The 25,627-nt window shown below is 73.9% G+C and carries 23 protein-coding genes; 18 read left to right on the top strand and 5 right to left on the bottom strand.

Annotated elements, in window-relative coordinates; genetic code table 11:
* Positions 1–125: 125 nt before the first annotated feature.
* A complete protein-coding gene (locus ABUW04_RS01565; RefSeq protein WP_380561905.1) occupies positions 126–1,364 on the bottom strand; it encodes an MFS transporter in 1,239 nt (412 codons plus the stop codon).
* 202 nt (positions 1,365–1,566) lie between these two features.
* On the opposite strand from ABUW04_RS01565, the gene ABUW04_RS01560 reads away from it, so the two are divergent.
* The 11 genes from ABUW04_RS01560 to ABUW04_RS01510 all read left to right on the top strand — a co-directional run bounded on the left by ABUW04_RS01560 (position 1,567) and on the right by ABUW04_RS01510 (position 12,628).
* Positions 1,567–1,983, top strand: coding sequence for a TOBE domain-containing protein (locus tag ABUW04_RS01560; RefSeq protein WP_380561903.1), 417 nt, complete (start codon positions 1,567–1,569; stop codon positions 1,981–1,983).
* 30 nt (positions 1,984–2,013) lie between these two features.
* Positions 2,014–2,853 (top strand): molybdate ABC transporter substrate-binding protein, encoded by an 840-nt coding sequence (gene modA / locus ABUW04_RS01555; protein WP_037597448.1) that lies wholly within the window; start codon positions 2,014–2,016, stop codon positions 2,851–2,853.
* A gap of 11 nt (positions 2,854–2,864) precedes the next feature.
* Complete coding sequence (locus ABUW04_RS01550; protein ID WP_380563411.1) at positions 2,865–3,713, top strand: ABC transporter permease; 849 nt, start codon at positions 2,865–2,867, stop codon at positions 3,711–3,713.
* Positions 3,710–4,864 carry an ABC transporter ATP-binding protein gene (locus ABUW04_RS01545; protein WP_380561900.1) on the top strand — a complete coding sequence of 385 codons (1,155 nt, stop codon included), beginning with the start codon at positions 3,710–3,712 and terminating at the stop codon, positions 4,862–4,864. Before ABUW04_RS01550 ends, ABUW04_RS01545 begins: the two co-directional genes overlap by 4 nt.
* Before the next feature lie 90 nt (positions 4,865–4,954).
* Positions 4,955–5,809: a class I SAM-dependent methyltransferase gene (locus ABUW04_RS01540; protein WP_030262668.1), complete on the top strand. Its 855-nt coding sequence runs from the start codon at positions 4,955–4,957 to the stop codon at positions 5,807–5,809.
* Positions 5,810–5,961: 152 nt separating this feature from the next.
* The gene (locus ABUW04_RS01535; protein ID WP_051726337.1) at positions 5,962–6,858 is read left to right on the top strand and encodes a trypsin-like serine peptidase; all 897 of its coding nucleotides are present in this window, start codon (positions 5,962–5,964) and stop codon (positions 6,856–6,858) included.
* A gap of 128 nt (positions 6,859–6,986) precedes the next feature.
* The gene (locus ABUW04_RS01530) at positions 6,987–8,348 is read left to right on the top strand and encodes an NAD(P)/FAD-dependent oxidoreductase (RefSeq protein ID WP_380561898.1); all 1,362 of its coding nucleotides are present in this window, start codon (positions 6,987–6,989) and stop codon (positions 8,346–8,348) included.
* Positions 8,345–9,109, top strand: coding sequence for a DUF1365 domain-containing protein (locus tag ABUW04_RS01525; protein ID WP_380561896.1), 765 nt, complete (start codon positions 8,345–8,347; stop codon positions 9,107–9,109). Before ABUW04_RS01530 ends, ABUW04_RS01525 begins: the two co-directional genes overlap by 4 nt.
* Entirely contained in the window at positions 9,106–10,437 is a 1,332-nt protein-coding gene (locus tag ABUW04_RS01520; protein ID WP_380561894.1) for a class I SAM-dependent methyltransferase, read from the top strand. The genes ABUW04_RS01525 and ABUW04_RS01520 overlap by 4 nt, the downstream gene beginning before the upstream one ends.
* Positions 10,434–11,264, top strand: a complete 831-nt coding sequence (locus ABUW04_RS01515) for a DUF1295 domain-containing protein (RefSeq protein ID WP_380561892.1) — start codon at positions 10,434–10,436, stop codon at positions 11,262–11,264. The genes ABUW04_RS01520 and ABUW04_RS01515 overlap by 4 nt, the downstream gene beginning before the upstream one ends.
* A complete protein-coding gene (locus tag ABUW04_RS01510) occupies positions 11,264–12,628 on the top strand; it encodes a cryptochrome/photolyase family protein (protein WP_380561890.1) in 1,365 nt (454 codons plus the stop codon). Before ABUW04_RS01515 ends, ABUW04_RS01510 begins: the two co-directional genes overlap by 1 nt.
* Before the next feature lie 10 nt (positions 12,629–12,638).
* On the opposite strand, the gene ABUW04_RS01505 is transcribed toward ABUW04_RS01510, so the two are convergent.
* Complete coding sequence (locus tag ABUW04_RS01505) at positions 12,639–13,382, bottom strand: alpha/beta fold hydrolase (RefSeq protein ID WP_380561888.1); 744 nt, start codon at positions 13,380–13,382, stop codon at positions 12,639–12,641.
* A 200-nt stretch (positions 13,383–13,582) separates the two neighbouring features.
* On the opposite strand from ABUW04_RS01505, the gene ABUW04_RS01500 reads away from it, so the two are divergent.
* Both ABUW04_RS01500 and ABUW04_RS01495 read left to right on the top strand, forming a co-directional pair.
* Positions 13,583–13,936 (top strand): hypothetical protein, encoded by a 354-nt coding sequence (locus tag ABUW04_RS01500; RefSeq protein WP_380561886.1) that lies wholly within the window; start codon positions 13,583–13,585, stop codon positions 13,934–13,936.
* Between the two features lie 88 nt (positions 13,937–14,024).
* A complete protein-coding gene (locus tag ABUW04_RS01495; RefSeq protein ID WP_380561884.1) occupies positions 14,025–16,091 on the top strand; it encodes a hypothetical protein in 2,067 nt (688 codons plus the stop codon).
* Positions 16,092–16,116: 25 nt separating this feature from the next.
* Here ABUW04_RS01495 and ABUW04_RS01490 read toward each other — a convergent pair whose 3' ends face one another.
* Together ABUW04_RS01490 and ABUW04_RS01485 are read right to left on the bottom strand one after the other, a co-directional pair.
* Positions 16,117–16,611 carry a heme-degrading domain-containing protein gene (locus ABUW04_RS01490; protein ID WP_380561882.1) on the bottom strand — a complete coding sequence of 165 codons (495 nt, stop codon included), beginning with the start codon at positions 16,609–16,611 and terminating at the stop codon, positions 16,117–16,119.
* Positions 16,608–17,687, bottom strand: coding sequence for a Gfo/Idh/MocA family oxidoreductase (locus ABUW04_RS01485; RefSeq protein ID WP_380561880.1), 1,080 nt, complete (start codon positions 17,685–17,687; stop codon positions 16,608–16,610). The genes ABUW04_RS01490 and ABUW04_RS01485 overlap by 4 nt, the downstream gene beginning before the upstream one ends.
* Positions 17,688–17,743: 56 nt before the next feature.
* On the opposite strand from ABUW04_RS01485, the gene ABUW04_RS01480 reads away from it, so the two are divergent.
* The 5 genes from ABUW04_RS01480 (at position 17,744) to ABUW04_RS01460 (ending at position 23,248) form a co-directional block, all read left to right on the top strand.
* Complete coding sequence (locus ABUW04_RS01480; RefSeq protein ID WP_380561877.1) at positions 17,744–18,847, top strand: ROK family transcriptional regulator; 1,104 nt, start codon at positions 17,744–17,746, stop codon at positions 18,845–18,847.
* Positions 18,848–18,945: 98 nt separating this feature from the next.
* The gene (locus ABUW04_RS01475; protein WP_380561875.1) at positions 18,946–20,067 is read left to right on the top strand and encodes a Dyp-type peroxidase; all 1,122 of its coding nucleotides are present in this window, start codon (positions 18,946–18,948) and stop codon (positions 20,065–20,067) included.
* A complete protein-coding gene (locus ABUW04_RS01470) occupies positions 20,064–20,870 on the top strand; it encodes a family 1 encapsulin nanocompartment shell protein (RefSeq protein WP_380561873.1) in 807 nt (268 codons plus the stop codon). The genes ABUW04_RS01475 and ABUW04_RS01470 overlap by 4 nt, the downstream gene beginning before the upstream one ends.
* A gap of 192 nt (positions 20,871–21,062) precedes the next feature.
* Positions 21,063–22,271, top strand: a complete 1,209-nt coding sequence (locus tag ABUW04_RS01465; protein ID WP_380561871.1) for a phosphodiester glycosidase family protein — start codon at positions 21,063–21,065, stop codon at positions 22,269–22,271.
* Positions 22,268–23,248, top strand: a complete 981-nt coding sequence (locus ABUW04_RS01460) for a phosphodiester glycosidase family protein (RefSeq protein WP_380561869.1) — start codon at positions 22,268–22,270, stop codon at positions 23,246–23,248. Before ABUW04_RS01465 ends, ABUW04_RS01460 begins: the two co-directional genes overlap by 4 nt.
* Positions 23,249–23,255: 7 nt before the next feature.
* On the opposite strand, the gene ABUW04_RS01455 is transcribed toward ABUW04_RS01460, so the two are convergent.
* Complete coding sequence (locus ABUW04_RS01455; protein WP_380561867.1) at positions 23,256–25,568, bottom strand: SpoIIE family protein phosphatase; 2,313 nt, start codon at positions 25,566–25,568, stop codon at positions 23,256–23,258.
* Positions 25,569–25,627: the final 59 nt, after the last annotated feature.

The following is a 25,627-nucleotide window of genomic DNA, read 5'->3' as shown; positions in this document are numbered from 1 at the left end:
CAAAACGCGGTCCAAGTCGCTGTCTTTGTAGCCGTCTTCGCCACTGCCGATCCACCCCCGAGGATCCCCGCGCGCCCCCGCGCCGCGCTGTGCGCCCCATCATCGCGGCTGGGGTGATTGCGCTGCTACCGAGTTTCCGATATTTCTGACCGGTCCTGACGATTCGTGGAATCCGAAGCGGCGTCAGCGCCCAGTGTTCCGGCGGTTGCCGCCGCGCCGGCGCGGGCCGCGGGCGCGAGCACCCCGGCCCCGACGATCAGCCCCACCGCGAGCACGGTGACCACGCCGAAGGAGACCGGCAGCGAGGTCGCCTGGGCGATGGTGCCCACGGTCGCGGGTGCCACCAGGCCCGAGGTGTAGGTGACGGTGGCCACCCCGGCGATGGCGCGGCTGGGATTGGCGCCGCTGTGGCCGGCCGCGGCGAAGCACAGCGGGACCACCACCGCGATGCCGATCCCCAGCAGGGCGAACCCGGCGATGGCCGGCAGCGGCGTCCGCGAGACCACCACCAGTACCCCGCCGGCCACCGCGACGATCCCGCCGATCCGCACCGTGCGCACCGCGCCCAGCATCCGCACCACCGCGTCACCGGCCAGCCTGCTGGCCGCCATGGTGCAGGCGAAGGCCGTGTAACTGGCCGCCGCGACCCCGGCCGAGGCCCCGGCGGTGCCGTGCAGGTACACCCCGCTCCAGTCGCCGCTGGCCCCCTCGGCGAACACCGCGCAGAAACCCACCAGGCCGATGGCCAGCGCCGAGCGCGGCGGCAGCGCGAACCGCGGCGGGGCCTCCGCCTCCGGCTCGGGCCGCACGTCCAGCAGCCCCCGGCAGGCCAGCAGGCCGACGCCGATCAGCACGACCGCCATCACCGCGAGGTGGATCCGGGCGTCCCAGCCCTGCCCGGCCGCCAGCGCGCCCACCGCCGAGCCCAGCAGCCCGCCGACGCTCCACATCCCGTGCAGCCCCGACATGATCGAGCGGCCCATCCGCTCCTCGACCTCCACCCCCTGGGCGTTCATCGCCACGTCCGCGGTGCCGGCCGCGGCCCCGAACAGCAGCAGCGCCAGTGCCAGCACCGGCAGGTCGGGGGAGAGCGCCGGCAGCGCCAGCGTGGAGCAGAACAGGACGATCAGCAGCCGGACTGCGGAGCGGTGGCCGCGCGCGTGCACCAGCCGTCCGGCCAGCGGCATGGCCAGCGAGGAGCCGAGCGCGGGGGCGACCAGCGCCAGCCCCAGCGCTCCGGCGCTGAGGTGGAGGTCGTCCTTGATCCAGGGGATCCGGGTGGCGAAACTGCCGGCCACCGCCCCGTGCACGGCGAAGACCGCCGACACCGAGCGCCGGGCCCTGCGGACGGCCTGCTGTTCCATCACCGAGATCCCCCGTGTCACGTGTCAACAGAGACCAACCTAGCGTCGCGGGCACGCAGCCGTCACCCGTCGGTGATCATGGAGCCGAGCAGGTCCGCGGACCCGCCCCCGGCGACCCACCCGTCTGGGGGCTCGCACATGCGAGGAGGTTCGCAGCTCCGAACTGGCCTGTGCAATGCTACGAGTGACGAGGGGATAGCAGATGCGACAAGATGATCGTCATGTGAACAGCTACCGGATCGGAGAGGCCGCGGCCCTGCTCGGTGTCAGCTCCGACACCATGCGCCGCTGGGTCGACGCCGGCCGGCTCGCCGCCGAACGCGACGAGCACGGCCACCGCATCGTCCCGGGCGCCCAGCTCGCGGCCTTCGCCAGGGAACTGGCGCGCTCCGAGACCGCGGCCGCGGAAGGACTCCCTTCGTCCGCCCGCAACCGCTTCCGCGGCATCGTCACCGACGTACAGCTCGGTGACGTGGCCGCGCAGGTGGAGATCCAGGCAGGGCCCTTCCGGGTGGTCTCGCTCATCAGCCGCGAGTCGGCCGAGGAGCTGCGGCTGGAGCCCGGAGTCCCCGCCGTCGCTGTGATCAAGTCGACCAACGTGGTCGTCGAACGTTCCTGACCGACCTTCACCCCAGGGGGTACACCCGCCATGGCCAACACCCGTCTGCGCACTGCCACTCTCGGCGCCACAGCCGCCGCGGCCCTGCTCGCACTGACTGCCTGCTCCTCCAGTGGCAACACCACCGCGTCGTCCTCGGCCACGGCCTCTACCCCGGCCGCCGGATCGGCGAGCGCCTCGGCGTCGCCCGCGATCACCGGCAAGGTCATCGTCTTCGCCGCCGCCTCGCTGAAGAACACCTTCACCCAGTTCGGCAAGGAGTTCGAAGCGGCCCACCCCGGCACCACGGTCACCTTCAACTTCGGCGGCAGCGACACCCTCGCGGCGAGCATCGTCTCCGGTGCCCCCGCCGACGTCTTCGCCTCGGCCAGCACCGCCACCATGGCCACCGTCACCAAGGCCGGCGACAACGCGGCCGCGCCGGTGAACTTCGCCAAGAACAGCCTGGAGATCGCGGTCGTCCCCGGCAACCCCAAGGGGATCACCACGCTGCAGCAGCTCTCCTCCTCCTCGGTCAAGGTCGCGCTGTGCGCCAAGACCGTCCCTTGCGGCGCCGCCGCGGTCAAGGCCCTGGCCGCCGCCAAGGTCACGGTCACGCCGGTCACCTACGAGCAGGACGTCACCAGCGCCCTCACCAAGGTCGAGCTCAAGGAGGTCGACGCCGCGCTGGTCTACCGCACCGACGTCCAGGGCTCCAAGGGCAAGGTCGTCGGCGTCGACTTCCCGGCCGCCCAGCAGGCCGTCACCAGCTACCCGATCGCCCCGCTGACCCACGCCACCAACAGCGCCGCAGCCGCGGCCTTCACCGCCTTCGTGCTCTCCGCCCCCGCAGAGCAGGAACTCGCCGCCGCCGGCTTCCAGGCGCCGTGACCGGACCCCACCTGCCCGCGGACGACGTGATCAGCTCGGCGCCGACCCGCCGCGGCCGCCCCTGGCGGCGCCGGCGGGCCGGCGCCGTCCCGGTGGCGCTGCTGCTCCCGGCCGTCGTCGGGCTGGCGTTCCTGGTGCTGCCCCTGGTCGGTCTGCTGGTCAGGGCGCCCTGGAGCGGAATGGGCAGCGTCCTGGGCGACGGCACGGTCTGGCCCGCACTGCGGCTCTCGCTGATCACCGCCACCGCCGCCACCGCCGTCTCGCTGGTCCTCGGCGTGCCGATGGCCTGGCTGCTGGCCCGCACCGAGTTCCCCGGACGCTCCCTGCTGCGCACCCTGGTGACCGTCCCGCTGGTGATGCCGCCGGTGGTCGGCGGCGTCGCGCTGCTGCTGGTCTTCGGCCGCAACGGCCTGGTCGGCCGCTGGCTGGACTCCGCCTTCGGCATCACCCTGCCGTTCACCACGGCCGGGGTGGTGGTGGCCGAGGCGTTCGTCGCCATGCCCTTCCTGGTGCTCAGCGTCGAGGGAGCGCTGCGCGGCGCCGACTCGCGCTACGAGGAGGCCGCCGCGACCCTGGGCGCCTCGCGCTTCACCGCGTTCCGCCGGGTCACCCTGCCGCTGGTCGCCCCCGGCATCGCCGCCGGCAGCGTGCTGGCCTGGGCCAGGGCCCTGGGCGAGTTCGGCGCCACCATCACCTTCGCCGGGAACTTCCCCGGCACCACCCAGACCATGCCGCTGGCCGTCTACCTGGCCCTGCAGGACGACCCGGCCACCGCGATCGCCCTCAGCCTGGTCCTGCTCGTCGTCTCCGTGCTGGTCCTGGTCGGCCTGCGCGGACGCTGGACCGGAGGCCCGGCATGACCGACCCCGACGTCGCCCCCACCGCCGCTGACGCCGACGCGGACGGCCTGGACGCGCACCTGGTCGTGGAGCGCCCGCCCCGGGACGCTGCCGGCGCCGGTTTCCGACTGGACGTCACCCTGCGGGCCCGTCCCGGCGAAGTGCTCGCCCTGCTCGGACCCAACGGCGCCGGAAAGACCACCGCCCTGCGCGCGCTGGCCGGACTGACCCCGCTCGACGCCGGACGGCTGACCCTGGACGGACGCACCCTGGAGGAACCCACCGCCCGGCTGCGGGTCCCCACCGAGGAACGTCCGGTGGGCGTGGTGTTCCAGGACTACCTGCTCTTCCCGCACCTCAGCGCGCTCGACAACGTCGCCTTCGGGCTGCGCACCCGCAGTGGCCCCGGACACGGAGGCCCCTGGCGCGGCGCCAAGGCCGCCGCCCGAGCCGAGGCCGCCGCCTGGCTGGACCGGGTCGGCCTGGCCGAGCACGCCGCCGCCCGCCCCCGCTCGCTCTCCGGCGGCCAGGCCCAGCGGGTGGCCCTGGCCCGGGCCCTGGCCCCGCGCCCGCGGCTGCTGCTGCTGGACGAGCCGATGGCCGCCCTGGACGCCCGCACCCGGCTGGACGTGCGCACCCAGCTGCGCCGCCACCTGGCCGAGTTCGACGCCGTCGCGGTCCTGGTCACCCACGATCCGTTGGATGCGATGGTGCTGGCGGACCGGATCACCGTCATCGAGGACGGCGCGGTGGTCCAGGACGGGGCGCCCGCCGAGATCGCCCGCCACCCGCGCAGCGACTACATCGCCCGCCTGGTGGGCCTCAACCTGTTCCGGGGCACCGCCGACGGCCACGAGGTCCGGGTCGAGGCGGCCTCCGGGCCGGTGACGGTCACCACCGCCGACAGCGCGGACGGCGCGGTCTTCGTGGCCTTCCCGCCGTCCGCCGTCACCGTGCACCGCACCCGCCCCGACACCAGCGCCCGCAACCTGTGGCGCACCGTGGTCGCGGGGATGGAACTGCACGGCGACCAGGTCCGGCTGGACCTGGTCGGCGAGCTGCGGATCACCGCCGACCTCACCCAGGGCGCCGTCGCCGAACTGGGCCTGGCCGAGGGCAGCGAGGTCTGGGCCGCCGTGAAGGCCACCCAGACGCACGCCTACCAGGGGTGATCCGCGGCCACCCGGTCCACCATGGGAACAGTGCGCACATCCGGGCAGCGGATGTCCAGGCATCCCCCCCGGCAGGACAGGAGGCCGTCCATGGCAGCGAACACGGCCGTCGCGCTGGACGGGGTGCCCGAGACCATGCTGTGGACGCTCTACCAGCGCGCCGCCGAGGCCCGCCGCCCCGACACCGTGCTGCCGGACCCCGAGGCGGTGGCCCTGGTGGAGGCCGTGGCGGAGACCGGGGGATTCGCGTTCACCGAGCGCTTCGGCCATCCGCACCCGCTGGCTGCCCAGGCCCTGGCCCTGCGCGCCGCCTGCTTCGACTCCGTGGTGCGGCAGTTCCTGGACGCCTATCCGGACGGCACCGTGGTCTCCCTGGGCGAGGGGTTGGAGACCGCCTTCTGGCGCTGCGACAACGGCCGGGTCTCCTGGCTGACGGTGGACCTGCCCGAGCCGCTGGCGGTGCGCCACTCGCTGCTGCCGCACGGTTCGCGGCAGCACACCCTGGCCTGCGACGCCAGGGATCCGGCCTGGACCGCGGGGATCGACCCGGCCAGGGGCGTCCTGGTGCTGGCCCAGGGGCTGTTGATGTACTTCCGGCCGCCCGAGGTCAGGGACCTGATCGCGAGCTGCGCCGAGCACTTCCCCGGCGGCGGCCTGGTGTTCGACGCCGTCCCCAGGACGCCGGGACGGCCCGCCGACCCCGCGGCGCGGCGCGGCCCGCCGGTCGCCCGCGGCTACCGGCTTCCGCCGATGCCCTGGCGGATGAACGCGCGCCAGAGGCCCGCGCTGGCCACCGCGCATCCGGCGGTCGCCGAGATCAGGCCGGTCGAACTGCCGCCGGGGCGCGGCCTGCTGTGGGGGACGGCGGCTCCCCGGGTGGAGCGGCTGCCGGTGCTGCGCAACCGGCGGCCCACGGTCACCCTGCTGCGCTTCGCCAGCCGCTGAGCCTGCGCCGGCTGCTGACCGGCCGTCCCCGTCCTCCCGTACGCGGCCGGTGCGCTCACCCGTACGGGCGACCTGGGGCGCAACCGTCCGACCGGCCGGGCAGGATCGGGGAAAGCAGCAGCTCACAGGCCAGTGGAATGAGGTCGGACGCCATGCAGCGAATCACGACGGCGCGAAAGCGGCGGCCGGGCGGGGGCTCGGCGGCGGTCCTGGGCGGCGTCCTGGTGCTGCTGGCATCGGCCTGTTCGAGTTCGAGCTCCAGCGCGGGCTCCGGCTCCGCGTCGGTGACGCCGACGGTGATCGGGCAGGAGGTCAGCGGCAGCCCGTCGGCCTGGTCCCAGGAGCGGCTGCAGGAGGCGCTGGCCAAGCACGGCGGAACCTCGCACCCGGCCAAGTCCACCAGCGTCAACGCCAGGGTCGGGGCGATCTTCGACCACGATGTGAACGGTGACCACTTCTGCACCGCCAGCGTGGTCAACAGCGCCGGGAAGAACCTGCTGCTGACCGCGGCGCACTGCGTCCACAGCGGCAAGGGCGGCAGCTACGGCAGCGACCTGGTGTTCGTGCCCGAGTACCGGGACGGCAACGCCCTGCAGGGGGAGTGGCCGATCACGAAGATCTTCGTGGACCAGAGCTGGATCGACTCCTCCGACCCGGACATGGACGTCGCCTTCGTGGCCCTGGGCCCGCTGGACGGCAAGAAGATCCAGGACGTGCTGGGCGGCGACACGCTCGGGGTCAACAAGGGCTTCGGCCAGGTGGTCCGCATCACCGGCTACCCCTCCGACGCCAGCGCGCCGATCTCCTGCTTCAACACCACCACCAAGCAGAGCGACACCCAGATGAAGATCGCCTGCACCGGCTTCCCCGGGGGCACCAGCGGCAGCCCCTGGCTCTCCTCCTTCGACCAGAAGACCCGCACCGGTACGGTCATCGGCGTCATCGGCGGCTACCAGGAGGGCGGGGACACCGACGACGTCTCCTACAGCCCGTACTTCGGCGACAAGGTCCAGACCTTGTACGACCAGGCCGTCTCCCAGGACAACTGAGCGCCGCAGCGCACCGCCCGATCCCGACCGGACCAATCCGCAGCCGCCGCGGCGCCGAATCACCCGCGCAGGGGGAGAGGCCGCGGCCGGCGCACACGCCGTCCGCCCGGAGCGCAGGGATGTGCGGCATGACCGAGAACGTCGGAGTGGGCACACCGGTGGCGCGCCCCACGGGGTACGGATCGCGGCGGCGTCATGGCGGGGGAGCGGAGGGCCGCGGCGTCGCCGTGGTCGGCAGCGGGGTCGCCGGACTCACCGCGGCCTACGAGCTGACCCGGCGCGGCGCACGGGTCACCCTGTACGAGGCCGACACCCGGCTCGGCGGCCACGCCCACACCCAGGACGTGCGCGCCGCCGACGGCTCCGACCTGGCCCTGGACACCGCCTTCCTGGTGCACAACCGCCGTACCTACCCGCACCTGGTCCGCCTGTTCGACGAACTCGGGATCCCCACCCAGGAATCCGAGATGAGCATGTCGGTGCGCTGCCTGAGCTGCGGACTGGAGTACGCCGGCGCCCGGGGGCCGGCCGGGCTGCTGGCCCAGGCCGGCTCGCTGGCGCGGCCGCGCTACCTGCGGATGCTCACCGAGATCCCGCGCTTCCACCGGCTCGCCCGCGGACTGCTGGCCTCCGCGGACCCGGCCGCCGACGCGCTGACCCTGCGCCAGTTCCTGGCCCAGGGCGGCTTCTCGCCCTACTTCGCCGCGCACTTCCTGACCCCGCTGGTGTCCGCGGTCTGGTCCTGCGCCCCCGACCTGGCCCGCGAGTACCCGGCCCGCTACCTGTTCGCGTTCCTGGACAACCACGGCATGCTCGCCGTCACCGGCTCGCCCACCTGGCGCACCGTCAGCGGCGGCTCGCGCACCTACGTCGAGCGGATCGCCGCCAGGCTCGCCGCAGTCCACACCCGGGCGCCGGTGCGCGCCGTGCGCCGGTACAGCGACCGGGTGGTGATCAGCGCCGCGGACCGGGCGCCGGCCGAGTACGACGCGGTGGTCCTGGCCACCCATCCGGACCAGGCCCTGCGGCTCCTCGCCGACCCCAGCGACGAGGAGCACGCGGTACTGGGCGCCTTCGGCTACTCCTACAACCCCGCCGTGCTGCACCGCGACACCGCGCTGCTGCCGCGCGCGCACCGGGCCCGGGCCTCCTGGAACTACCAGATGACCTCCTGCGTGGACCGCTCCGACCAGGTCCGGGTCACCTACCACCTGAACCGGCTGCTGCGGCTGGACACCCCCGAGGACTACCTGGTCACCCTGAACGAGGACCCCGCGAACCCGATCGCCGAGGAGCATGTCGTCTCCCGCACGGTCTACGAGCACCCGGTGTACACCCGCGACTCGCGCGCCGCCCAGCAGCGCCTGCCCGCGCTGAGCACCGGCCGCACCGCCTACGCCGGCGCCTACCACGGCTGGGGCTTCCACGAGGACGGCTGCCGCTCCGGCGTCGAGGCGGCCCGCTCCCTGGCCGCGGTGGTGCGGGCATGAACAGACCCGGCGGCAACTCGCACAGCCCCTGGGGAGCCGCCCTCTACGACTGCCGGATCACCCATGTCCGTACCGTGCCGGTGCGCCGGTCCTTCCACCACAGCACCTACCTGTGGCTGGTCGACCTCGACGCGCTGCCGCGGATCCCGCGGCCGCTGCGCCCGCTGGCGCGCTTCGAGGCCCGGGACCACCTCGGCGACCCCCGCGGCACGCTGCGCGGCAACCTCGACGCCTACCTGGCCGCCAACGGGACCGACCTGGACGGCGGGCGGGTGCTGATGCTCACTCAGGCCCGCAGCCTCGGCCATGTGTTCAATCCGCTCACGCTCTACTGGTGCCACGACCGGCGCGGGACGCCGGTGTGCACCGTCGCCGAGGTCTGCAACACCTACGGCGAACGCCACTGCTACCTGCTGCGGCCCGACGCCGAGGGCCGGGCCGAGGTCCCCAAGGAGTTCTACGTCTCCCCGTTCTTCGGCACCGAGGGCCGCTACCGGATGGCGGTCCCGCTGCCGGACGAGCGGCTGACGGTGACCATGCACCTCGATCACCCGAACGGGCGCCCCTTCACCGCCACCGTGCGGGGTAGACGGCAGTCGGCCGCACCCGCGTCGCTGCTGCGCGCCGCCCTGCGCCACCCGCTGTCCACCCTTGCGGTCTCCGCCCACATCCGGATTCAGGGCATCCGGATGTACCTGCGCGGGCTGCCCGTCCAGCCCCGACCGCACCACCCGCACCAGCAAGGAGTCACCGCACCATGACCCAGCCGTCCACGGCCCAGCGCCAGGGCAGCGCGCCCCAGCAGCGCGACCACCGGGGCGCGGACCCCCGGCGCTGGCCCGACGTCGCCACCGTCCCGGCCTCCCCGCTGCGGGCCCGCGCCGCCGAACTGCTGCTGCGCCACGTCGCCCGCCGTCTGGGCCTGCGGGTCCAACTGCCCGGAGGAGCACTGCTCAACCGGACACCACCGCCCCCGGACGCCCCGGTACTGCGGCTGCGGGCGCCCGGCGACTTCTTCCAACGGGTCGGCGCCGGCGGGCTGATCGGCTTCGGTGAGTCCTACCAGGCCGGTGACTGGGACTCACCGGACCTGATCGCGCTGCTCACCGTACTGGCGGCCTCCCCGGGGACGCTGGTACCGCCGCGACTGCAGTGGCTGCGCCGCTGGTTCACCCCGCGCCGTCCGGCCGAGCAGCTCGGCACCCCGGAGAACGCCCGGCGCAACATCCAGGCGCACTACGACCTGTCCAACGAACTGTTCGCGCTGTTCCTCGATCCCACCCTGACCTACTCCTCGGCACTGTTCGCGACCGGCCCCGACGGGGCGCCCGCGGCCTCCTGGGACCTGCTGGCACCCGCTCAGCACCGGAAGATCGACCGCCTGCTGGACCTGGCCGGGGTCGGGCACGGCACCCGGGTGCTGGAGATCGGCACCGGCTGGGGCGAGCTCGCCCTGCGCGCGGCCGCGCGGGGCGCCGAGGTGGTCACCCTCACCCTGTCAGAGGAGCAGCAGCGCCTGGCCGAAGAGCGGATCGCCGCCGCAGGCCAGGCCGACCGGGTCGAGGTACGGCTGTGCGACTACCGCTCAGCGACCGGGCAGTTCGACGCCGTGCTCAGCGTGGAGATGGTCGAGGCGGTCGGCCGCGACTACTGGCCGGCCTACTTCGCCACCCTGGACCGGGTACTCGCCCCCGGCGGGCGGATCGCCCTGCAGGCCATCACCATGCCGCACGACCGGATGCTGGCCAGCCTGCGCACCTTCACCTGGATCCAGAAGTACATCTTCCCCGGTGGCCTGCTGCCCTCGGTGGAGGCGGTGCGCACCACCCTGGCCCGGCACACCAGCTTGAGCCTGACCGAGCGTCACGGCTACGGCGCCCACTACGCCGAAACCCTGCGGCTGTGGCGCGAGCGCTTCACCGCCCGCGCCGATGAGGTCGCCGCCCTCGGCTTCGACAGCGTGTTCCAACGCATGTGGACCCTCTACCTCGCCTACTCCGAGGCCGGATTCCGCAGCGGCTACCTGGATGTCCAACAACTGCTGCTGACCCGGGAGGGCGACGTCCCGGACGGCGGGCTCCGGTCGTGAACGGGATCGACGGCGGAGCCCTGCTGGTCTCCACGGCGGCCTGCCTCGCAGCGGCGCTCGCAGTGCTGTTGGCGGCCTTCGCCGTCGGGGTGCGCCGTGGTCTGCACCGGGTGGTGGACGTGGCCTGGGGACTGGCGTTCTGCGCGGTCGCACTGACCGGATACGCACTGTCCGCCGGACACGGCGACCCCGGCCGGCGGCTGCTCGCACTGCTGCTGGTCCTGGTCTGGGGCCTGCGGCTGGCCGGGCACATCTGGCGGCGCGGCCGGGGCCACCCCGAGGACCCGCGCTACCAACGGCTGCTCGCCAAGGCCGCGCCCGGGCGACGCACCTGGTACGCGCTGCGGATGGTCTACCTGCTGCAGGCAGCCCTGGTCTGGGTGGTCTCCCTGCCGGTCCAGGTCGCCCTGTTCGTGCCGCACCCGCCCGGGCCAGCGGCCTGGGCCGGCACCGCGCTGTGGGCGGTCGGCCTCGGCTTCGAGGCGGTCGGCGACCAGCAACTGACCCGGTTCCGGGCCGATCCGGCGCGCCGCGGACAGGTCCTGGACACCGGCCTGTGGCGCTACACCCGCCACCCCAACTACTTCGGCGACGCCTGCGTCTGGTGGGGCCTGTTCCTGCTCGCGGCCGACACGCCGCTCGGCCTGGCCACCGTGGTCGCACCCCTGCTCATGAGCTACCTGTTGGTCAACGGCAGCGGCAAACCCATGCTGGAACGGCAGCTGCAGTCCACCAAGCCCGGCTATGCCGACTACGCCGCTCGAACCAGCGGCTTCGTCCCGCTGCCGCCCAGAGGCGCGCGCGGTCACCACCGGAAGGACAGCTAGTGCACGACGGCGTCTCCATCGCCCTGCTCACCTGCGACCTGCGCATGCACGACAGTCCCGTGCTGCACGCCGCCGCGGCCCACCGAGGGACGGTGCCGCTGTTCGTCCTCGACGACGCCGTCCATGGAGCCGGCCTCGCCCCGCCCAACCGCTCCGCCTTCCTGGCCGACTGCCTGGTGGATGTGGACCGGTCGCTGCGCAAGCTCGGCAGCCGGCTGATCGTGCTGCGGGGCGACACCGCCACCGAGACCGCACGGCTCGCCGAAGCGGTCGGCGCGGCCCGGGTCCACGTCGCCGCGGACGCCAGCGCCTTCGCCCAGCGCCGGGAGGCGCAGCTGCGCAAGGCCCTCGGCGACCGTCTGGTGGTCCACGAGACCGTGGCCACCATCGTGGCGCCGGGCGCGGTGCTGCCCTTCGGCCGCGACCACTACGCCGTCTTCGGCGCCTACCACCGCCAGTGGGCCCTGGTCCCGCGCCGCGAACCGCTGCCCGCCCCGGGCATGCTGCATCTGCCCGACGGGGTGGCGGGCCTGTCGCTGGATCAGGTCGTCGGCCTGCTGACCGAGGACGGCGTCGCACCGGGCCTGCCCCTGGGCGGAGAGGGCAACGGCCGACGCCGACTCTGGAAATGGCTGGACTCCTGCTCGGCGCGGTACGACCAGCTCCACGACGACCTGCCCGGTGACGCCACCTCACGCCTGTCGCCCTACCTCCACTTCGGCTGCCTGTCCGCCACCGAGGTCGCCCACGCCGTAGGCGCCACCGGGACACCGGGCGCCGAGGCGTTCCTGCGCCAGCTCGCCTGGCGCGACTTCCACCACCAACTGCTCGCGGCCAGACCCGACGCGGCCACCCGCGACTACCGCCCGCGCGGCGACCGCTGGCGCACCGACGCCGCCGACCTGGCCGCCTGGTGCGCAGGCCGCACCGGATATCCGCTGGTCGACGCCGGAATGCGGCAGCTGCAGCACGAGGGGTGGATGCACAACCGGGCCAGGATGATCACCGCGAGTTTCCTCACCAAGACCCTCTACCTGGACTGGCGCGCCGGCGCGGCCCACTTCGCCCACCACCTGGTCGACGCCGACGTGGCCAACAACCAGCTCAACTGGCAGTGGGTGGCCGGTACCGGCACCGACACCCGCCCCAACCGGGTACTGAACCCGCTGCGCCAGGCACAGCGCTACGACCCGGACGGCGGCTACGTCCGGCGCTGGGTCCCGGAGCTGGCGAGTGTGCCAGGAGCAGCCGTGCACCGCCCCTGGCTGCTCCCCGCACCGACCCGGGCCAGGCTGGACTACCCCGAGCCGATCGTCGCCCTGGACGCGTCACTGTCCCGGTTCCGGCAGGCCAGGAGCCTTTAGACCGCTCGGGCTAGGAGAGCTCCCGGCGGTGCGGCAGCCGCAGGTCCAGGCCGCCGGGAGCCTCACCCCGCAGGACCAGCGCGGCCGCGACCTCCTCGGGGAACGGGCGCAGGCCCAGCATTCCCAGCACCATCCGGGTGCTGACGGCCTGCCAGTCACCGGCCCGCCGCAGCATGCCGTGGCCGCTGCCGTGCACCTGGTACTCGCACGCCTGGGCACCGGCGGCGCGTGCCGCGGCCGCGAAGGCGCGTGAGGCCGCGGGATCGGTGACCTTGTCGGAGACGTCATGCAGCACGACCAGGCACTTGCCCTGGAACTGCTGCCAGGGATCCCCGGGTACGCACCAGGGCGCGAGCGCCACCACGCCGGTGACCTGCGGCTCGGCCGCCGCGTACAGCGCCGCGCGCCCGCCCATCGAATGCCCGACCAGGACGACCGGGACCGGACCCAGTTCGGCCTTCACCTGATCCAGCGCCGCCACGGCGTCCACCGCCGCGTCGGCGCGCTCCCCGTTCCAACCGCGCACCCGGTAGACCACCTCGCCGACGGCCACCGGATGCGGGCGCACGGCCCGCTCCACCGCCGTGACGAACGGACGCATCCGCAGCCTCGCCGGGCTGCGCTCCCCGGGAGCCTGGAGCCCGTCGGCCCGGCCGCCGTGCAGCAGCAGCACCGCCGCCTGCGGCTGCCCCTCCATCGGCGCGCCGCGCCAGCGGACCGCGCCGTGCTCCGCCGCCTGCCGTGTGTCCGCCATCGCCGCTCCCCGGGGTCAACGGTGAGACCACCGCGCAGTACACGGTACGTCTCCCGGAATCAGTGCATGTCAGCACCCGTCCCAGCGAGCAGGTGCTCCGAACTCCTGAGTGCGAGACTCTTCAGGAATCTCGATTCGTAGGCGTCCGCTCGTGGTGATGGGATTCCCTTGTGCATGTGAGCCTTCTGCGTGGAGTCGGTGTGGCGACTGCTGTCTACGGTGCCCTGGTCGCCCTGCGGCCGGACCTGTTGGCCAAGCCGTCGGGTCTGGTCGACAGCGACGGCAGCACCGCTGATGCCACTGCCGTCTCGCTGCGGCCGCTGGGGTGGCGCGACGCCGCCAGCGGGCTGGCGATGGCGACCGCGCCGGCCGGTGCGCCGCTGGTGACCGCGGCGTTGTTGCGGGTGGCGGCGGACTTCGGCGACGCCGTGCTGCTGGGAGCGACCCTGCCGGACCGCTCCACCCGACTCAAAGCCGTAGCCGTGTCGGTGGGTTGGGGCACCCTGTCGGTGATCGGCCTGCTGGCCCCCAGCGGTGCCGATCGGCATCAGTGACCATCGCACTATTCACTCGTTGAGCCCAGAGCCGCGCTGCCGGGGATCTCCCGATGCGGTGACTCGACGCCGACGAGGAGCGCCATCCATGGGCCGTGCTACCCGCAAACCACGCAGCAGCCGTGCCGCCGGGAGCCCCAAGGCCCATCGCCCCACGCCGCAGGCGCCCGCGGCCCGGGTTCCGGCGACCCCGGCCGGCACGCCACCTGCCGCTCAGCTGCCACCTGACCCCGCCTCCGCCGAAGCCGTTCTGGTGCTGCACTACACCCGGCTCGCGCGCCTGGCCTACACCGTGCTGCCGAGCAGCCTGGACCGCCACCGCAGGGTCCTGGCGGCGCACGCGCTGGTGCAGCGCGCGCTGCCTAACCGCCTGCCGGATCTGCTGAGGACCCGTCAGCCCGGTGTCCCGGCGCCCAGAAGATCCTCCGAAGGCACGTCCGCGCCCATCGATCCTGCCTATGCGCATCTGCGCGCGACAGTGCTTTCTGCCGCCCTGCGCGAAGCTCCTCAACGCCCTGGTCTGCTCCCGCAGGTGTGGGGCCTGCGGCTGTTCCCGGCCAGCAGCGGAACCGAGGGACTCGCCCTCGAGCGGGAGCTCGCCGGACTGAGCCCGGCCGAGCGGGCGGCCTATGCTCTGCTCACGCTGGAGGAGCTGTCCCCGGCGTCCGCGGGAGAACTGCTGCGGGTCGCGGGGGTCGAGGACCCCGACGGCGCGCTGCGACGGGCCGAGGCACTGGGCGCGGCCCACTCCGCCCAGGCGCTGCTGGCACCCGACTTCGACCCGTGCACCGTGCACGCGCGCCCTACCGACCTGCTGCGCCGGCGCCGTCGACTGCGCGGGACCGCCGCTGCCGCGGTGCTGGCGGTCGCCGCCGTCGTGACCGCCACCCTCACCCTGCCGGGCGGCGGTGGGCCCACCGCTGCGCCGCTGCCCACGGTTCGACCCGGCTCCGAGGTGGCTCGCGCGGTGGCGGCCGTGGTTCGGGTGCCGGACGACACCTGGCGTCACACCGCCAGGATCGACTTCACGGCATGGCCCGCCCGTGGCGACCAGCTCCATGACCAGGCTCTGATCGCCCGTGCGCTGACGCTGTGGTCCTCGGCGGGACAGCTGCAGGCCCGACGCGGACTGGTCCACGCGGAACCCGGGACCACCAGCGCGCCGCCGGCGCAGTCACCCCGTCTGTTGTGGGCGGGACGGGTGGACGGCGCCTCGGTGGTGCTGCTGGACGACGGCTCACGGCTGGCCCGTTACACCCGGCCGGACCGGCCCACCGGGAGTGATGTCGAACAGCTCGACCTCTCCCGCAGCGACGAGTCGGACGTCACCACCGCAGGAGCCGTGCTGCTGCGCAGCACCGCCGCCGGGGACCGCTTCCTGATCGCGCCATGGGTCGACACCGTGCAACTGCGCGACCTGCGGGCCCCGAACACTGCGGCCAGGGATCTGAGTCCGGTGGACGGACTGACCCCGGATGTCGCCGCCCCGCCCGCCCAGGGCTGCGCCAGTTGGCCCGTGCTGCAGTTGCGCTCCTCCTCGGTGATCGCGGAGCACCACGCCTTCCTGCTGACCGACCTGGGCGGGATCACCGCGGCCCACCTCACCTTCACTCCGCCCCCGCAGAGCGGCCCGGCCAACTACCCGCGCGAGGCCACCGGTTCGGCCGCGCTGGTGGACTGGGGCAGGCTCGGCTGCTCACTGCCGGCGCTGCGCGGACAGGACGTCAAGTCCGTCAACGCATGGGAGTTCGCCGACCAGCAACTGCCGGAGAACCAGGGGACCGCCGCCTGGACCTGCACCCGTGCCGACCGCTGGGACGGCACCGGCTCCGCCGCGACCCAGTTCCTGCCGCCGACCAACGACCCCGCCGCGACGGCGACCACCACCGGCACACAGCCCCAGGGGCGCGCCTGCAGCCGCTATGAGCAGTACGTGGTCGCCGACACCTGGTGGCGGTCGGCTGCCGGGCGCAGCTACCTGCTGGCGGCCGGAAGCCGACACGTGGTCAGCATGGCCACCCAGGGCGGCCTGAGCACCCCGGCCAGCGCGGTGCCGAGCCGCACCATGGCCCTGCCCGTCCCAGCCCGTCCCCAGGCGGCCGTGACCGTCACCGGTGCACTCGACACCGGTCAGACCGCTCGCTCACTGGGATGAGCGGTCCGTCAGGACTGAGATGTCGTCAGGACCCCTGGAGGAAGCGCTCCAGGGCTTCGACGACCATCAGGTGGTCGGCTATCTGCGGAAGCCCCGACACCGCCACGGTGCCCACCACGCCGACGTCGACGATGCGCAGTGGGAAGGCGCCGCCGTGCGCCGCGAAGCGGTCAGGGTCGAGCCGGGACTTCTCCTCGAAGCTGCTGCCCTTGTCGCGGAACCGCTGGCCCACCAGGTAGGAACTCTCGCCGAAGCGGCGCACCACGCGGATCTTGCGCTCGATCCAGGCGTCGTTGTCGGCGCTGCTGCCGGGCAGGGCGCAGTGGAAGAGCTGCTGCTCGCCGCGGCGGATGTCCACCGCGACCGGGTGCCCTGCCTCCCGGCACAGGTCGACCAGCAGGCAGCCCAGCCGCCAGGCGTCGTCGTTGTCGAAGCGGGTCAGCTGCAGCCGGGACTCCTGGGCCTCCAGCTCGGCCGTGGTGGGGCCGGCCGCCGGGGTCGGTGTCGCCGGCGCTGTCACAGCGTCACCGTCCGGCGCTCGGTGGCCGAGAGACGGGCCGCCTCCAGCACGGTGAGGGCCGCGACCGCGTCCCTGGGCTCCACCGGCACGGGTGCCTGTCCGCGCAGCGCCGCCGCGATCCCCGCGTAGTAGCTCTGGTAGGTCCCGGGCAGGGTGGGATACGGCTCGGTGGTGTTGCCGGCGCCCAGTCGGCCGTACTCCTCGGGGGGAGTGACGCCCCAGTCGGCGTCGGCGGGGGTGCGGCCCTCGCGCAGTGCCGCCTCCTGGCCGTCCAGGCCGTCGACGACGTAGGCGCCCTCGCTGCCCAGGACGCGGAAGCGGGGGCCGAGGTCGGCGGCCACGGCGCTCATCCACAGGTGCGAGCGGGTGCCGCCGGAGTGCAGCAGTGCGACGAAGGCGTCGTCGTCGGCGTCGGAGCCCGGACGGCGGCTGTCCAGCTCGGCGTAGACCTCGACGGCCGGGCCGAACAGGGTCAGCGCCTGGTCCACCAGGTGGCTGCCCAGGTCGTAGAGCAGTCCGCCGCCCTCGGCCGGATCGCCCAGCTCCCGCCAGCCGCCCTTGAGCTGCGGGCGCCAGCGCTCGAAGCGCGACTCGAACCGGCCCACCGTGCCCAGCCGGCCCGAGCCGACCAGCTCGGAGACGGTGCGGAAGTCGCCGTCCCAGCGGCGGTTCTGGAAGACGCTGAGCAGGAGTCCGCGCTGCTCGGCGAGTGCGGCCAGCGCCTCGCCCTCGGCCGCGGTGACCGCCAGCGGTTTGTCCACGACCACGCCGACACCGGCCTGCAGCGCCGCGGTGGCGGTCGGGACGTGGGTCCGGTTGGGGGAGGCGACCACGACCAGGTCCAGGCCGAGCGGCCACAGCTCGTCGACGGTGGCGACGGTCGTGGCACCGGGGTGGTCCTTGCGGACCTGGGCCTGGCGCTCGGGGTTGCCGGTGACGACGGCGGTGAGCTCCATGCCGGGGGTGGTGCTGATCAGGGGTGCGTGGAAGACCGAGCCGGCCAGACCGTAGCCGACCAGTCCGACGCGCAGGACGGGGCCGGCGGGGACGGGGGAGAGCGAAGTGGAATCTGCCATGCCCCCAGTAAAGCAACAGTGTGGACTAAGTCGCAAGCCGCCTGCATAATGACGTCATGGCCAACCTCACCGCGCTGCGCGACCACAACACCGCCGCCGTCCTCGGGCGCATCCGCGCCGCGGACGAGATCAGCCGCGTCGAGCTGGCCCTGGCCACCGGGCTGACCGCCCAGGCCATCAGCAAGATCGTGCAACGGCTGGCCGCCGAGGGCCTGATCGCCCCGGCCGGCCGGGTCCCCTCCGCCGGGGGCAAGCCGCGCACCCTGCTGCGGCTGGTCCCGCAGGCCCGCTGGGTGGTCGGGGTCCAACTGCACCGGCACGGCAGCACCCTGGTGCTGGTCGACCTCGCCGGCCGGATCGTCGATGCCACCGCGACCCGCTTCGACCCCTCGGGGGCCACTCCCCAGCAGACCCTGGACCTGATCGCGGCGCAGGTCGAGGCGGTGATCGCGGAGCTCCCCCGGGAGCGCGTCCTGGGCGTCGGCGTCGCCTGCCCCGGGCCGCTGGACCAGCGCACCGGGGTGCTGCACCAGGTCACCGGGCTGCCCGGCTGGAACGGTATACCGCTGCGCGCCGAACTGGCCGCCAGGCTGGGGCTGCCGGTGTTCCTGGACAAGGACACCACCGCCGGCGTGCTCAGCCGCCCCGGAGCCCCCGACCGGGCCTTCGTCTATCTGGGTGACGGCCTCGGCGCCGGGCTGGTCCTCGGCGGCCGGGTGCAGCGCGGCGCCCGTACCAACGCGGGGGAGTTCGGCCACCAGGTGATCGACCCGCGCGGACCGCGCTGCGCCTGCGGGAACCACGGCTGCCTGGAGGCGCTGTGCCGGGCCGCGCTGGCGGACGGCGACCGCGGCCGGGCCGCCGACCTGCTCGGCGAGGGGATCGCCAACCTGGTCCGCCTGCTGGACCTGGCCCAGGTCGTCCTCGCCGGCGAGGCGGTCCTGGCCGACCCGGACCTGTTCCGCGCCGTCGTCCGCGAGCGGCTCCCGGACCCCGGCTGGCAGCAGGTCGGCGTCACCGTCACCGATGCCGGCGAGCAGGTGGTCGCCCTGGGCGCGGCCGGACTGGTGCTGGGAACGCTGTTCGGCGAGAGCGACGCGGACGGCCCCGACACCGCCGGGCTGGCGGCGCAGGCGCCGGCCGCGCAGTACCCGGAGTAGTTCCGGAGCAGTACTGCACCGAACCAGGACCCCACGCAGTACCGCCGGGGCGCCGGGATCGGTTGCCGGGTACCTCCGGGCGCGGCAGGGTGGGTGCCATGACTTCCGCGCTCCCACCTGCCACGACAGCCGGCTCAGAGAACAAGGAACGTGCAGAGCCCCAACCGGTGGTGAGCCCGCTGACGGTAGCGGCGATCATCCTCGTGCTGACCATCGACCCCGGCGGCGAGCAGGAGGTGCGCGACCTGCTGGGGGACCTGTCCGGGCTGCAGCGCTCGGTCGGTTTCCGGATCCCCGAGGGCGGCCTGGCCTGCGTGGCCGGGATCGGCTCGGACGCCTGGGACCGCCTGTTCGACGGTCCCCGCCCCGCCGAACTGCATCCGTTCCGCGACTTCGAGGGATCCCGGCACCGCACCGTGTCGACCCCTGGAGACCTGGTGCTGCACATCCGCGCGCCCCGACTGGACGCCTGCTTCGAGCTGGCCGGCCAGGTGGTGAGCCGGCTGTCCGGCGCCGCCACCGTCGTCGACGAGACCCAGGGCTTCCGCTACTTCGACCTGCGCGACCTGCTGGGCTTCGTCGACGGCACCGAGAACCCCAGCGGCCGCGACGCGGTCCGGGCAGTTCTGGTGGACCAGGAGGACCCGGACTTCTCCGGCGGCAGCTACCTGCTGGTGCAGAAGTACCTGCACGACATGACCGCCTGGAACGCCCTGTCCACCGAGGAGCAGGAGCGGGTGATCGGGCGCACCAAGGCCGACAACATCGAACTGGACGACGCCGTCAAGCCCGCCAACTCCCATGTCGCACTGAACACCATCACCGACCCGGACGGCACCGAGCGTCAGATCCTGCGCGAGAACATGCCGTTCGGATCGCTGGGCCGCGGCGAGTACGGCACCTACTTCATCGGCTACGCCAGGACCCCCGCGGTGACCGAGAAGATGCTGGAGAACATGTTCGTGGGAAGCCCGCCGGGCAACTACGACCGGATCCTGGACTTCTCCACCGCCGTCACCGGAACGCTGTTCTTCGCGCCGTCCGCCGACTTCCTGGACGACCTCCCCGACCCGCCCGCCCGGGCGGGGTCGACTGCGGCCGACCCCGCCGCGCCCGTCCCGGCGCCCGCCCCCGAGCCGCCCGCGTCCGAGCCGTCGGCACCCCCGTCACCTGCCGCGTCCCTGGGCATCGGCAGCCTTCGAAGGAGCACCCCGCAGTGAACAACCTCCACCGCTCACTCGCACCCGTCTCCGACGCCGCCTGGGCCGAGATCGAGGACGAGGCCCGACGCACCTTCAAACGCCATGTCGCCGGCCGCCGCGTGGTCGACCTCAACGGCCCGGCCGGCACCGAGCTCGCCGCGGTCGGCACCGGCCGGCAGACCGCCGTCGCTGCGCCCGCCGAGGGCGTCAGCGCCGCGCTGCGCGACGTCCAGCGCCTGGTGGAGCTGCGGATCCCGTTCACCGTGGACCGCACCGCCGTCGACAGCGTGGAACGCGGCGCCGCCGACGCCGACTGGCAGCCCGTCAAGGACGCCGCCCGCCAGGCCGCCTTCGCCGAGGACCGCGTCGTCTTCGAGGGCTACCCGGAGGCCGGCATGACCGGCATGCGGCCCGGATCCTCCAACCCCGAGCTGCCGCTGCCGTCGGACGTGCGCGACTATCCCGACGCGGTCAGCCGCGCCCTGAGCGCCCTGCGGCTGGCCGGGGTCGACGGCCCCTACTCGCTGCTGCTCAGCGCGGACGCCTACACCGCCGTCAGCGAGACCGCCGACCACGGCTTCCCGATCCTCACCCACCTGTCCCGGCTGCTGGTGGACGGCGAGATCGTCTGGGCACCCGCGATCCAGGGCGCGTTCCTGCTCTCCACCCGCGGCGGGGACTACGAGCTGCACCTGGGCCAGGACCTCTCCATCGGCTACCGGTCGCACAGCGAGACCGGGGTCGAGCTCTACCTCCAGGAGACGCTGACCTTCCAACTGCACACCAGCGAGGCCGTGGTGTCGCTGACCGCGGCGGGCTGAACCGGGTTCCGGCGCCGGACCGCCTCCGGCGCCGGTGGGTCCCTCGAACCGCCCACTCCGACGAGCGGCTTCGCTGATGCGCCGTTAGCTTGGACCGGGGGGAGCATCGAACCGGGGGGAACGCCCCGGCCGCACCGCGCCCGGGACCGCCGCCGGACCATGCCCGGCCCCCACCGCAGGGAGCAGAACCGCGTGCAGCCGTCGCCGATTCCCCAGACCGGTCAGGACGTCGCCGACGAACCGGACGCCCCCGCGCCGCCCCGCCGACGAGGGTGGATCCGCAGACTCCTCGCGCACCGCAGCGTCCAGGCGGTGCTGGCGCTGACGGCGGTGTTCCTCGGCTGGCTCGGCTGGTCGCTGGGCAGCGCGATGGCGGCCCCCGGCGACGACAGCATGGCCGCCCGAGTCGCCGAATGGGGGCGCGACCACAAGCTGGGACCGCTGGTCACCTTCCTGGAGAGCGCCCAGTACAAGGCGCATCCGCCCAAGGTCGGCGGCACCCCCACCGGCGCGCTGCAGCCCGCGGGCGCCGCGGCCGCGCAGGCGGGCTCCGGAACCTCGGCGCTGAAGGCCGTCGTGCCACCGCGGCTGGTCTCGCCCGCGGGCACCCCGCTGGCCGGGGAGGGCACCTGGGAGGTCCTGGGCAGCGTGCGCGGCACCCCCGCGCTGATGGGCGCCTACGTCCGCCCCGACGACGAGCACACCTCCTACGTCGCCGCGGCGGTCTCCATGGACCAGCGGCTGCTCAGGTTCGCCCTGCACCCCGGCGAGGTCGACCCGGGCCCGGACAACTGGGGCGTGCCGACCTCGGTCCCGGCCGGCCAGCGCACCGGCCTGATGGCCACCTTCAACGGCGGGTTCAAGGTCGGCGAGGCACGCGGCGGCTTCTACCTCAACGGCATCACCCACGGCACCCTGGCCGACGACGGCGCCTCGCTGGTCTACTACAAGGACGGCCATGTGGACATCGGCTCCTGGGGCACCGAGGAGCGGATGACCCCCCAGGTCGCCGGCGTGCGGCAGAACCTGAACCTGATCGTGGACCACGGCCGCGTCCCCGCCGGGGTGGACCAGAACGTGGAGAGCGGCTGGGGCCTGACCATCGCCGGCAAGTACTTCGTCTGGCGCTCGGGCGTCGGGATCACCCACGACGGCCGGGTGGTCTACGTCTACGGTCCGGCGCTGTCCGTGCGCACCCTGGCGGACCTGCTGCAGCGGGCCGGCTGCGTGCGGGCCATGCAGCTGGACATCAACCCCGCCTGGATGTCCTACATGTACTACAAGCCCACGCCGGACCCCAAGAACCCGACCCCGGTCAAGCTGCTCGACTCCCAGGAGCGCCCCGCCAACCGCTACTACGAGTCGACCAGCCGCGACTTCACCGCCGTGTACGCCAAATGAACCCGCGCCGCCGCGCGGCGGCCCTGGCCGCAGTCCTGTCACTGACGGGCTGCGGCGGTGGCGCCGACCCGGCACCGCCCTCCGCCTCGGCCGCGGCAGCGGTGCGCCACGCGATGGTCAGTCCGCCGCCGGCGCCGCTTCCGGTCGTGCCGCTGCACCCGGCGGTCCGTCCGCTGGTCTCCCCGGCCGAACCCGGCGAGGGCCGGTTCAGCGCGCTGGTGCAGGTCAAGGGCCGGCCGGTGGTCCAGAGCACGACCGTGCGCCCGGACGCCCAGGACACCCGGTTCCCGGTCGGCGTGGTGTGGATGAAGCAGGACGCGCTGCGCTTCGACCTGCACCCCGGCTCGCAGGAGCCCGGCGGCTCCTGGCGGATCCCGCCGACCGTCCCCGACCAGCAGCGCACCGGCCTGGTCGCCACCTGGAACGGCGGGTTCAAGGTCTCCAACGGCGACGCGCACGGAGGCTTCTACCTCGACGGGACGACCGTGGGCCGACTGCGCACCGGGGCCGCCTCCGAGGTCTTCCACCGCGACGGTTCGCTGACCGTGGGGGTGTGGAACCGCAGCGTCTCCATGCGGCCCGACGTGGTCGGCGTCCGCCAGTGCCTGGTACCGCTGGTGGCCGACGGACAGGTCACCGACGAGGTGTACCGGGGCGGGACCGAGACCTGGGGGCTCACCGACGGCGGGAACGCGATGGTGGCCCGCTCCGGGATCGGCGTGGACCGCAACGGCGACCTGGTCTACGTCGGCGGACGGCTGCTCTCGGTGCAGTCACTGGCCACCCTGCTGCAGCGGGCCGGAGCGGTCACCGCGATGATGCTGGACATCAACCTCAGCTGGCCCTCCTTCATGTCCTACGACGCCTCCCGCCGGCCGCACGACCCGGTGCCGCACAACCTGGTCAACTTCGTCCGCGGCCCGTACCGCTACTACGACGTCTCCAGCCGCGACTTCGTGGCCGTCCACGCCCGCTGACGGCACCTCACAGAGCCGGGCCGGCCCCGGCCGCCGCGCCCGGCACCTCGTCCAGCTCGAACCAGATGCACTTGCCCTCGCCGCGCGGCTCCATCCCCCAGCGGTCGGACAGCAGCTCCAGCAGGATCAGGCCGCGCCCCGAGGAGGCCATCTCGCCCGGCGAGCGCCGGTGCGCCAGCTCGTCGCTGCCGTCGGCCACCTCCAGCCGCAGCCGGCGCGAGCCCACCTGCCCGGTCATCGTCGCCACCAGTGCCGCCGTCTGGTCGGTGTGCACCAGCACATTGGTCAGCAGCTCGGTCGCCAGCAGCACCGTGGCGTCGGCCTGGTCCGGCACGGCCCAGTCGTGCATGATCGCGCGCAGTTCCTCGCGGGCCCCGGCGATCCGGTCGGCCTGGTCCTGAGCCACCGTCAGCACCAGGCGCCGGCCCGTCACGGCCTGGCTCTGGCCGACCACGTCGCGGCGCAGCAGCAGCAGGGCGATGTCGTCCTCGCGCCGGTCCGCCAGATGCCCGGCCCCGGTGTGCGAGGCGGGACCGTGCACCGCGTCGATCAGGCGGTCCGCCATGCCCTCCAGGTCGCCGGTGGGCCCCGGCGACAGGGCGTCCCGCACCCGGATCCAGCCGGTGTACATGTCGTGGCCGCCGGTCTCGATCAGCCCGTCGGTGCACAGCATCATCACCTCGCCGGGCTGCAGCTCCAGCGTGGTGACCGGGTAGTCCTCGCCCTCGGGTGCCAGCCCCAGCGGCAGCCCGCCGTCCACATGCCGGATCATGCAGGTGCCGTCGGGCATCCGCAGCACCGGATGCGGGTGGCCGGCCCGGGCGATGGACAGGGTGCCGCTCGCCGGATCGGCCTCGATGTAGATGCAGGTGGCGAAGCGGTCGTCGTCCAGCGCCGCCAGGAAGTGGGAGGTGCGGGCGAGCACCGCGTCCGGGCGGTGCCCCTCGGTGGCGTAGGCGTGCACGGCGGTGCGCAACTGCGCCATCAGCCCGGCCGCGTGCACGTCGTGGCCCTGCACGTCGCCGATGACCAGCGCCAGCCGGCCGTCGGGCAGGTTGATGATGTCGTACCAGTCGCCGCCGACCATCAGCCCGCCGCCGGTGGGCACGTAGCGGGTGGCCACGCTGATCCCCTCGGCGGCCGGCGATCCGGTGCCCATGCTGCGCCGCAGCCCGCGCGACAGCGCCCGTTCGGCCTCGTTGGTGTGGGCCCGCTCGAGCGCGTGGGCCAGCATCCGGGCGACCGTGGACAGCACCGCCCGCTCGTCGGGCGTGAACCGCACCGGAGTGCGGAAGGAGGCCATCCACGCCCCGGTGGTGCGCCCGGTGGCGACCAGCGGCAGGAACGCCCAGGCCTGCCGGCCGAAGCCCTGGACCAGCGGCCAGGCCGCGGGGAAGCGGGCCCGGTAGTCCTCGGGGGAGGACATGTAGATCGCGCGCCCGGTGCGCACCACCACGGCGGCCGGGTAGTCGGTCTCCACCGGCATGGTGAACGCCGAGTCGTCGTTCAGCTCGTAGCCGTGCTGGCCCACCATGGACAGGGTGCCGCCGTCCACGCCGAACACCGCCAGGCCGTCCGGCGAGAAGCCGGGCATCGACAGCGAAGCGACCACCCGCAGCACCTCGGCGGTGGTGCCGGCCTCGGCCAGCGCCCGTCCGGCGTCCAGCAGGAAGGCCTCGCGGGAGCGGCGCAGGTTGGTCGGGCCCGGCCCCGGGTCCAGGCCGCGGGCGGTGCCGTGGGAGGCGTGCGGGTCGGCGCCGAGCGGGTGGGGGAGCCGTTCGGTGCGCAACGAGGACGGTGCGCGGTTCAGCGTGTCGATCTGCCGCAGCTCCGCGTCCAGGCCCCCCGCCGACGCGGTGCCGGGTTCCGCGCCGTCCGCCGGGTCCGGGTCCCGGTTGACCCTCGGCACGGTCGCCGACAGGTCGCCCTCGCAGATGTCGGCCAGATGCCCGGCCACCGCGGTTCCCTGCACCGGCCACGGCTGGCCGGGCGCGGCGGGCACCACCTGCAGGTGCAGCACCCGGCGCACCTTGCCGGTGGCGGTGAGCACCCGGACCCGCACGTCGAAGGGGCGCTGCTCGGCGATGGCCAGCTCGGCGGTGGAGCGCAGCCGCACGTAGTCCTCGGCGTGCAGCAGCGAGCGCAGCTGCGGTACGCCGAGCCGCTCGGTCGCGGTGTCCACGCCGAGCAGTCCGGCCGCGATCGGGTCGACTTCCAGCAGGGCCTGCGGCCGGTTCCAGCGCCACACCCCGATCCCGGCGCTGCCCAGCACGGCGTCGCCACGCAGCGGCGGGGTCGCGCTGCCCAGCTCGTCAGCCATCGGGCCGTCCCTTCCGGGTCCGGGCGGACAGGACCGGTTGAACCACGTCACAACACCAG

The organism is Streptacidiphilus jeojiensis, assembly GCF_042510965.1.
Taxonomy (GTDB): domain Bacteria; phylum Actinomycetota; class Actinomycetes; order Streptomycetales; family Streptomycetaceae; genus Streptacidiphilus; species Streptacidiphilus jeojiensis.
This window is presented reverse-complemented; position numbering and strand designations above follow the sequence as displayed.